This window comes from Stenotrophomonas sp. C9D9, assembly GCF_056491205.1.
Window position 1 is genome coordinate 749535 of record NZ_JBSZIF010000003.1, and the last position, 9634, is coordinate 759168.

The 9634-nt window shown below is 67.5% G+C and carries 1 protein-coding gene and 8 pseudogenes; 7 read left to right on the top strand and 2 right to left on the bottom strand.

Annotated elements, in window-relative coordinates; genetic code table 11:
* The first annotated feature begins 214 nt into the window (after positions 1–214).
* Together ACXI0D_RS05385 and ACXI0D_RS05390 are read left to right on the top strand one after the other, a co-directional pair.
* A complete protein-coding gene (locus ACXI0D_RS05385; RefSeq protein ID WP_479642385.1) occupies positions 215–1231 on the top strand; it encodes a glucokinase family protein in 1017 nt (338 codons plus the stop codon).
* A gap of 143 nt (positions 1232–1374) precedes the next feature.
* A pseudogene (locus ACXI0D_RS05390) lies at positions 1375–1653 on the top strand (TonB-dependent receptor plug domain-containing protein); the annotation flags it as partial.
* A 4-nt stretch (positions 1654–1657) separates the two neighbouring features.
* Here ACXI0D_RS05390 and ACXI0D_RS05395 read toward each other — a convergent pair.
* A pseudogene (locus tag ACXI0D_RS05395) lies at positions 1658–1944 on the bottom strand (TonB-dependent receptor plug domain-containing protein); the annotation flags it as partial.
* A gap of 143 nt (positions 1945–2087) precedes the next feature.
* Positions 2088–3108: pseudogene (locus ACXI0D_RS05400) on the bottom strand (glucokinase family protein).
* 379 nt (positions 3109–3487) lie between these two features.
* Between ACXI0D_RS05400 and ACXI0D_RS05405 the strand changes: the two are divergent.
* The 5 pseudogenes from ACXI0D_RS05405 (at position 3488) to ACXI0D_RS05425 (ending at position 9156) form a co-directional block, all read left to right on the top strand.
* Positions 3488–4777 (top strand): annotated as a pseudogene (locus ACXI0D_RS05405) (sugar MFS transporter).
* 39 nt (positions 4778–4816) lie between these two features.
* Positions 4817–5882 (top strand): annotated as a pseudogene (locus ACXI0D_RS05410) (LacI family DNA-binding transcriptional regulator).
* 7 nt (positions 5883–5889) lie between these two features.
* Positions 5890–6919: pseudogene (locus ACXI0D_RS05415) on the top strand (SIS domain-containing protein).
* Positions 6919–8066: pseudogene (nagA, locus tag ACXI0D_RS05420) on the top strand (N-acetylglucosamine-6-phosphate deacetylase). The pseudogenes ACXI0D_RS05415 and nagA overlap by 1 nt, the downstream one beginning before the upstream one ends.
* Positions 8066–9156, top strand: a pseudogene (locus ACXI0D_RS05425) (acyltransferase family protein). Before nagA ends, ACXI0D_RS05425 begins: the two co-directional pseudogenes overlap by 1 nt.
* Positions 9157–9634: the final 478 nt, after the last annotated feature.

Genomic DNA, 9634 nt, shown 5'->3' on the forward strand with positions numbered 1-9634 from the left:
TGAATGCGCTGCGGGCCTTGAGCCCCGTGCTGCAACGGTTCCCATGTGAATCCAGCACTCACGCCATGTAAACGTTTACCGCATGCCGCATTCGTTGCGGCGCAGCAACGAAAGTGTCACGAACTCGTTGACATCGTTGTCAGCGGGGTTACAGACTCCGCCCCAATCGCCGCCCCCAATCCCGGGGCCGGCCCCACCTGCAGCAGGAGCCCGCGTGACCGCCAGCCACCCCGCCCCCTCGCATGTCCTGTCCCGCGTCGCGCCCTCGTTCCTGGCCGCGGACGTCGGTGGCACCCATGTGCGCGTGGCCCGGGTCCAGGCCAGCGGTGACACCGCCCATCCGGTGCAGGTGCTGGAATACCGCAAGTACCGCAACGCCGACCATGCCGGCCTCAGCGCGATCCTGTCGGACTTTCTTGGCCAAGGCCCGCGGCCCACGCATTGCGTGGTTGCCAGCGCCGGCTACGCCCGCGAGGACGGCACGGTGATCACCGCCAACCTGCCGTGGCCGCTGTCGGCACGCCAGGTGGAAGCGGACGTCGGCCTGCAGCGGGTCTACATCGTCAACGACTTCGAAGCGGTGGCCTATGCCGCCGCGCAGGTGGACGCCAGCGGCGTGCTGCACCTGTGCGGGCCGGACACCGCCGCGCGTGGCCCGACCCTGGTGGTCGGCCCTGGCACCGGTCTCGGCGCCGCGCTGTGGATTCCCACCGCGCATGGTCCGGTGGTCCTGCCGACCGAAGCCGGCCAGCCGACCCTGGCCGCCAGCACCGAACTGGAAATGGCCATCGTCCGCCACATGCAGCGCGACCGCGCGCACGTGTCGATCGAGCATGCGATCTCCGGCCCGGGCCTGATGAACCTGTACCGCGCGGTGTGTGCGCTGCAGGGCCAGGCACCGACGCTGGCCAGCCCCGATGCGGTCACCGCCGCGGCCATGGCCGATACCGATGCGCACGCGCGCCAGGCGCTGGATGTGTTCTGCGGCCTGCTCGGCAGCACCATCGGCGACATGGCGCTGTTCTATGGCGCCCACGGTGGCGTCTACCTGGCCGGCGGCATCCTGCCGCAGATCCGCGAATACCTGCACGCCAGCACCTTCGTCGAACGCTACCTGCAGAAGGGGCCGATGGGCGAAGCGCTGGCACGCATCCCGGTGAAGGTCGTCGAGCACGGCCAGCTGGGCGTGGTCGGCGCTGCCAGCTGGTACCTGCAGCAGTCGGCCGCCTGACACCGCAACAGGCTTCAACGCAATCGCAGCACGCTGTACGTGGCACGCCAACGCACGGGACTTCGCCGCCGCCCCGCGCCTGTCTTCGCAACCGTAATCGAACACCGCCGCCGGCATCCAATCGAGTGATGAGGAGAGACATCATGAACACCCGCAAGACCCTGCTTTCGGCCGCCATCGTCAGCTGCATCGCCTTCAGTGCGCACGCGCAGCAGGCCGCCCCGACCGCCACCGACCTGGACACCGTGACGGTTACCGGTATCCGTGGCTCGATGGAAAAGTCGCTGGACACCAAGCGCGAAGCCAATGCGCGCGTGGAAGTGGTCACCGCCGAGGACGTGGGCAAGCTGCCGGCGCACAACGTCGCCGACACCCTGCAGCGCCTGCCGGGCGTCAACATCAGTTCGTCCAGCGCCGATGACCGCCGCCGCCTTCATCTGCGCTGGACGAACTGATGTTGACGCCCGGCAGGCGCTGCAGGGTGTCGGCGACGTCGTGCGCCGGCAGCTTGCCCACGTCCTCGGCGGTGACCACTTCCACGCGCGCATTGGCTTCGCGCTTGGTGTCCAGCGACTTTTCCATTCAGCTCAACGGATACCGGTAACCGTCACGGTGTCCAGGTCGGTGGCGGTCGGGGCGGCCTGCTGCGCGTGCGCACTGAAGGCGATGCAGCTGACGATGGCGGCCGAAAGCAGGGTCTTGCGGGTGTTCATGATGTCTCTCCTCATCACTCGATTGGATGCCGGCGGCGGTGTTCGATTACGGTTGCGAAGACAGGCGCGGGGCGGCGGCGAAGTCCCGTGCGTTGGCGTGCCACGTACAGCGTGCTGCGATTGCGTTGAAGCCTGTTGCGGTGTCAGGCGGCCGACTGCTGCAGGTACCAGCTGGCAGCGCCGACCACGCCCAGCTGGCCGTGCTCGACGACCTTCACCGGGATGCGTGCCAGCGCTTCGCCCATCGGCCCCTTCTGCAGGTAGCGTTCGACGAAGGTGCTGGCGTGCAGGTATTCGCGGATCTGCGGCAGGATGCCGCCGGCCAGGTAGACGCCACCGTGGGCGCCATAGAACAGCGCCATGTCGCCGATGGTGCTGCCGAGCAGGCCGCAGAACACATCCAGCGCCTGGCGCGCGTGCGCATCGGTATCGGCCATGGCCGCGGCGGTGACCGCATCGGGGCTGGCCAGCGTCGGTGCCTGGCCCCTGCAGCGCACACACCGCGCGGTACAGGTTCATCAGGCCCGGGCCGGAGATCGCATGCTCGATCGACACGTGCGCGCGGTCGCGCTGCATGTGGCGGACGATGGCCATTTCCAGTTCGGTGCTGGCGGCCAGGGTCGGCTGGCCGGCTTCGGTCGGCAGGACCACCGGACCATGCGCGGTGGGAATCCACAGCGCGGCGCCGAGACCGGTGCCAGGGCCGACCACCAGGGTCGGGCCACGCGTGGCGGTGTCCGGCCCGCACAGGTGCAGCACGCCGCTGGCGTCCACCTGCGCGGCGGCATAGGCCACCGCTTCGAAGTCGTTGACGATGTAGACCCGCTGCAGGCCGACGTCCGCTTCCACCTGGCGTGCCGACAGCGGCCACGGCAGGTTGGCGGTGATCACCTGCGCCGTCCTCCGCGGGCGTAGCCGGCGCTGGCAACCACGCAATGCGTGGGCCGCGGGCCTTCGCCAAGAAAGTCCAACAGGATCGCGCTGAGGCCGGCATGGTCGGCGTTGCGGTACTTGCGGTATTCCAGCACCTGCACCGGATGGGCGGTGTCACCGCTGGCCTGGACCCGGGCCACGCGCACATGGGTGCCACCGACGTCCGCGGGCCAGGAACGAGGGCGCGACGCGGGACAGGACATGCGAGGGGGCGGGGTGGCTGGCGGTCACGCGGGCTCCTGCTGCAGGTGGGGCCGGCCCCGGGATTGGGGGCGGCGATTGGGGCGGAGTCTGTAACCCCGCTGACAACGATGTCAACGAGTTCGTGACACTTTCGTTGCTGCTGCGCCGCAACGAATGCGGCATGCGGTAAACGTTTACATGGCGTGAGTGCTGGATTCACATGGGAACCGTTGCAGCACGGGGCTCAAGGCCCGCAGCGCATTCAGCGCGGTGCACGGCAATCGGCTTGCGCAGTGCAGCACGAGGTTCACGGGGGCGTGCAGGGAAGTTGACAAACCGCTGTTGTCCATCGAAAGAATGTGACAACGTTGTCTCCCAGCCACTCTCCGACGCCGCGTTCTGCGGCCGTCGCCGCGGAGCCCTCCTGATGTCCGCCGTCCCCGCTGCGAGCGCCAGGCCCGAACGTGGCCACCTCCATCGCATCGTTGGCGTGTTGTTCTTCCTGATCGGCTTCTTCACCTGGCTCAACGGCCCGCTGATCACCTTCGTCAAGTTGGCCTTCGAACTCAGCGAGGTCGGCGCCTTCCTGGTGCTGATGGTGTTCTACCTGTCCTACTTCTTCCTGGCCCTGCCAGCGTCGTGGATCCTGCGCCGCACCGGCATGAAGAAGGGCCTCAGCCTGAGCCTGCTGGTGATGGCCGGTGGTGCTGCGTTGTTCGGTGAATTCGCCACCCAGCGCTGGTATCCGGGGGCGCTCGGCGGCCTGTTCGTGATCGGTAGCGGCCTGGCGCTGCTGCAGACACGCGATCAACCCCTACATCTCCATCCTCGGCCCGATCCAGACGGCGGCACGCCGCATCGCGCTGATGGGCATCTGCAACAAGATCGCCGGCATGCTGGCGCCGGTGCTGATCGGCACCGTGGTGCTGCATGGCATCGGTCATCTCTCGGCCACGGTGGCCGCTGCGATGAAGCCACCAAGGCGCAGTTGTTGAACGAATTGGCTACAAGATCCACACGCCGTATCTGGCCATGGCGGGTCTGCTGGTGGTGCTGGCAGTGGCCGTGCTGTTCTCACCGCTGCCGGAAATCAGAGTCGTCCGAAGCCAACGCCACGCCGGTCGCGGCCGGTGCCGCCGAGCGCCGCAGCATCTTCCAGTTCCCGCATCTGTGGCTGGGTGTGCTGTGCCTGTTCGTCTACGTGGGCGTGGAGGTGATGGCCGGTGATGCGATCGGTACCTACGGCCATGGTTTCGACCTGCCGCTGGACCAGACCAAGATGTTCACCTCGCTCACTCTGGGCGCGATGCTGGTCGGCTACGTGGTCGGCCTGCTGGTGATTCCCACCGTGGTGTCGCAGTCGCGCTACCTGACCTTCTCGGCGGTGCTGGGCGTGGTGTTCTGCCTGGGCGCCTGGGCTACCCACGGCTACGTATCGGTGGCCTTCGTGGCCCTGCTGGGCTTCGCCAACGCCATGATGTGGCCGGCGATCTTCCCGCTGGCCATTCGCGGCCTTGGCCGCTTCACCGAGACCGGCTCGGCCCTGCTGGTGATGGGTATTGCCGGCGGCGCGATCATTCCGCAGCTGTTCGCCGTGCTCAAGCAGCACATCGACTTCCAGCTGGTGTTCGTGCTGCTGATGGTGCCCTGCTACCTGTACATCCTGTTCTACTCGGTGATCGGCCATCGCGCCGGCCTGCCGCAGGACAAGGCCTGATCGGCGATGATGGACGGCGGCCAACCCCAGGGAAAACCCATGCGCAGAGCGACCATCAAGGACGTTGCGGAGAAGGCCAAGGTCTCGCTGAAGACGGTCTCGCGGGTGATCAACAACGAGCCCTCGGTGATGCAGGCCACCCGTGCGCGGGTGTGCGTGTGATCGCCGAACTCGATTACGAGCCCGATCCGTCCGCGCGCAACCTGCGCAGCGGCACCACCTTCGTGATCGGGCTGGTCTACGACAACCCGAACCCGTACCACATCATCGGCGTGCAGAACGGCGTGCTGGCCGCCTGCCGAGACCGGCTTCGGCCTGCAGATCCATCCCTGCGATTCCCAGCTCGCCGCTGCTGGCCGATGAACTGGCCGACTGGGTGCAGCGTTCGCGCCTGGCCGGACTGGTGCTGACCGCGCCGATGTCCGAGCGCCGCAGTACCTGATCCAGGCGTTGACCGCGCGTGGCATCAAGCTGGTGCGCATCATCGCCGCCACCGAAGACCCGGCTGACGGTGCCTGCGTGTTCGTCGACGACCGCGAGGCCGCTTACGAGATCACCGAGCACCTGATCCAGCTGGGGCACCAGCGCATCGGCTTCCTCTGGGGCGGCATCTCGCACCGTTCCTCGGGCGAGCGCTATGCCGGTTACGAAGCCGCGCTGAAGGACTACGGCATGACCGTGGACAAGCACCTGGTGGTGCAGGGCGACTACACCTTCGACGATGGCTTCCGCGGTGCGCGCCGCCTGCTGGCGCTGCGCGAACCGCCCACCGCCATCTTCGGTTCCAACGACGAAATCGCCGCCGGCGTGCTGGCCGCCGCGAAGTCGAGCCGGCATGAACGTGCCGTACGACCTGTCCATCGCCGGTTTCGAGGACAGTCCTTCGCGCCAGTCGTGGCCGCCGCTGACCACCGCCAAGCAGGCCACCGAAGACATCGCCCGCCATGCCGCGCGCCTGCTGATCGCGCAGCTGCGCAGCGACGCCTATGACGACGCGCCCGCGCCGCTGCACAACCAGGGCTTCGTGCCGCAGCTGGTGGTGCGCGGTTCGACCGCGCCGATGCGCCCGGCCGGCGCACGCCCCCTTCCTTCCGATCCTGCCTAAGCCCGCCATGTTGCTGTCAGACCCCACGTCCACCCTGATGTTCGCCGAGGCCGCTGAAGCGGCCGACGTGGTCGCGCGCCAGTTCTCGCGCAACCACGCCACCATGGAAACCCTGGCCGCCAGCCTGCGCGCCGCGCCGCCGCCGTTCGTGGTCACCTGCGCACGCGGCAGCTCCGATCATGCCGCCACCTATGGCAAATACCTGCTGGAAACCCAGCTGGGCCTGGTGGTCGCATCGGCTTCGCCGTCGGTGGGTTCGGTCTATGCCGCGCCGCTTCAGTTGCGCGGTGCGCTGTTCATCGTCATTTCGCAGTCGGGCAAGAGCCCGGACCTGCTGCGCAACGCGGAAGCTGCCAAGGCCGCCGGTGCGCGCGTGATCGCGCTGGTCAACGTCGAGGATTCGCCGCTGGCGCAGCTGGCCGACACGGTCATTCCGCTGCATGCCGGTGCCGAAAAGAGCGTGGCGGCCACCAAGAGCTACCTGGCCTCGCTGGCGGCACTGCTGCAGAGCTGGCCGTACTGGAAGCAGGACAGCAGCCTGCGTGCGGCGCTGGACCTGCTGCCGGACGCGATGCGCGAGGCCTGGCAGTGCGACTGGAGCGTGGTGACCGAAGGCCTGGTCGATGCCACCAACCTGTTCGTGCTCGGCCGTGGCCGTGGGTCTGGGCGCGGCGCAGGAAGCGGCGCTGAAGTTCAAGGAAACCTGCAGCCTGCACGCCGAAGCCTACAGCTCGGCCGAGGTCAAGCATGGCCCGATGGCGCTGGTCGGCCGTGGTTTCCCGGTGCTGGCCTTCGCCCAGCCGGACGAAACTGGTGCCGGAACCCGTGCGGTGGTCGATGAGTTCACCGCACGCGGCGCGCAGGTGTGGATGGCCGGTGCCGGTGGCAACCTGCCGGTGGCCGCCGCGCCGCACCCGCTATGCGCACCGCTGCTGACCGTGCAGAGCTTCTATCGCGCGATCAACGCGTTGGCGCTGCGTCGTGGCTTCAACCCGGATCTGCCGCCGCATCTGAACAAGGTTACGGAGACGGTGTGATGGCAACGGTGCTGCGCAACGCCCGCATTCTCGCCGGCGATGAGTTCCGCGACGATCTGGCGGTCGTGATCGAGGACGGTCGCATCAGCGCGCTGCTGCCTGACGCTGCGCCGCAGCTCGGCCAGGCCGCCGAGCAGGTGGACCTGGGCGGTGGCTGGCTGTTGCCCGGTTTCATCGATGTGCAGGTCAACGGTGGTGGCGGTGCGCTGTTCAACAACACGCCGGACGTGGCGGCACTGCGCACCATCGCGCAGGCGCACCGTCGTTTCGTATGACCGCCATGCTGCCGACGCTGATCAGCGATGACGTGGGCGTGATGCGCGAGGCCATCGGTGCGCTGCGCGAGGCCATCGCGCAGGGGGTGCCGGGCGTGATCGGTATCCATCTGGAAGGCCCGTACATCGCGCCGGCGCGCAAGGGCACGCACGATGCCAGCAAGTTCCGCGTGCCGGACGAAGAAGAGATCGCGCTGGCCGCATCGCTCGACAACGGCGTGACCCTGCTGACCCTGGCACCGGAACGCGTGCCGCTGGAGACGATCCGTGCGCTGGTCGAGCGCGGCGTGATCGTTGCCGCCGGCCACACGGCAGGCACCTACGAAGAGATCCGCGAGGGTCTGGATGCCGGCGTGCGCGGCTTCACCCATCTGTACAACGCGATGTCGCCGTTGCAGGGCCGTGAGCCCGGCGCGGTGGGCGCTGCGCTGGAAGACCGCGACAGCTGGATCGGCATCATCGTCGATGGCGTGCATGTGCATCCGGCCAGCCTGCGCGTGGCATTGGCGGCCAAGCCGCGCGGCCGCCTGCTGCTGGTGACCGATGCGATGCCGCCGGTCGGTGCGGATGATCCCAGCTACGTGCTGTATGGCGAAACCATCACCGCCATCGATGGCGTGGTGCGCAATGCCGCCGGTTCGCTGGCCGGTTCTGCACTGGACATGGCCACCGCCGTGCGCAATACCGTGCAGCTGCTGGGCCAACCGCTGGCCGAAGCGGCGCGCATGGCCTCGACCTATCCGGCGCAGTTCCTCAACGTCGACGACCGCCTCGGCCACATCGCCGAGGGCTACCAGGCCGACCTGGTCCTGCTGGATGACGCCCTGCAGGTGCGTGGTACCTGGATTGCCGGACAGTACGAGGCCGCCTGATGGCCGATCCCTTGAAGGGAAGTATGCCGCCGCGCCGCCTGGGCTCGATCGATGCCCTGCGCGGCATCACCGTGGCGGCGATGCTGCTGGTCAACAACCCGGGTGACTGGAGTGCGGTGTTCGCACCGCTGCGCCATTCGGAATGGCAGAACGGTCACGCCCACACTCACCTGGTGTTCCCGGGTTCTTCCTGTTCCTGGTAGGCGTGTCGATGGCCTTCAGCGTGGCACCGCGCGCGCTGGATGCCGCTGCACGTCCAGCGCTGGCGCGTGGCGTGCTGGAGCGCGCGCTGCGCATCCTGCTAGCGGGTGTGTTACTGCACCTGTTGATCTGGTGGGCACTGCATACCCATCACTTCCGCATCTGGGGCGTGCTGCAGCGAATCGCGGTATGTGCGGCGCTGGTGGGGGTGTTGGCCGTGTATGCCCGTCCGCGCGCACAGGCGGCCGTACTGGTCAGTCTGCTGGTGGGGTATACCGTGCTGCTGCTGGGCGTCGGCTATCTGGCGCCGTGGACCAATCCGGCCAGCCGCCTGGATACCACGCTGTTCGCACCGTGGATCTACCAGTGGCATGCCGATACCGGGCTCGGACATGACCCGGAAGGATTGCTGAGCACGCTGGTGGCGCTGGCCAGCACGGTGCTTGGCCTGCTTGCCGGAGGCCTGCTGCGCAATGGGCGTTCGGCGGCATTGGCCGGGCTGGGCGTGGCGACCGGCGTGCTGGGCCTGCTGCTGGCTACGGTGCTGCCGCTGAACAAGCAGCTGTGGACGCCCAGCTATGTGCTGTGGACCGGCGGCCTGGCCGCGCTGGCGCTGTGGCTGGGTCACGTGCTGATCGACCAGAAGAGCTGGCCGGCGCTGGGCCGGCGCTTCGGGGTCAACGCGATCACCGCGTACCTGGGGGCATCGGTGATGTCGTGGGTGGTGCTGATGGCAACCGGCGCCTGGGGCTGGATCTGGCAGCAGCTGGCCAACGCGATGCCGCAGTCGCTGGAACTGGCGTCGATGCTGCAGGCGCTGGTGTTCGTCGCGCTGTGGTGGGGCGTGGCGTGGTGGCTGGACCGGCGGAAGATCTATCTGAAGATCTGACGGCACGGAGTCGGATCCCTTTCCGCAGGAAGGGGGTCTGACCCTTCCCGGGAGGGCACCTCATCCACGCATGGCGTGGATCTACTGTGTGCTGTGTTTCCTCGGTGCATGGGGTGGATCAACCCGGTGTGTTGGCTGTCTCATCCACGCATGGCGTGGATCTACTGTGTGCTGTGTTTCCTCGGTGCATGGGGTGGATCAACCCGGTGTGTCGGCGGTCTCATCCACGCATGGCGTGGATCTACTGTGCGATGTGTTTCATCGGTGAATGGGGTGGATCTACCGGGCGAGGGGCGAACGCGATGGAGGCGGAATGGTCAGTAGATCCACGCCATGCGTGGATGCTCTCCGCGGGCTTGCGATCGCCGCCTTGATGAACGGTTTCAGCCACGTAGAGTCGAGGTGATGCCCGATCAAGTTCGCATCTGAACTGTGATAACTGGCACTCAATTTCACCTATCGAAACCATTCACCACAC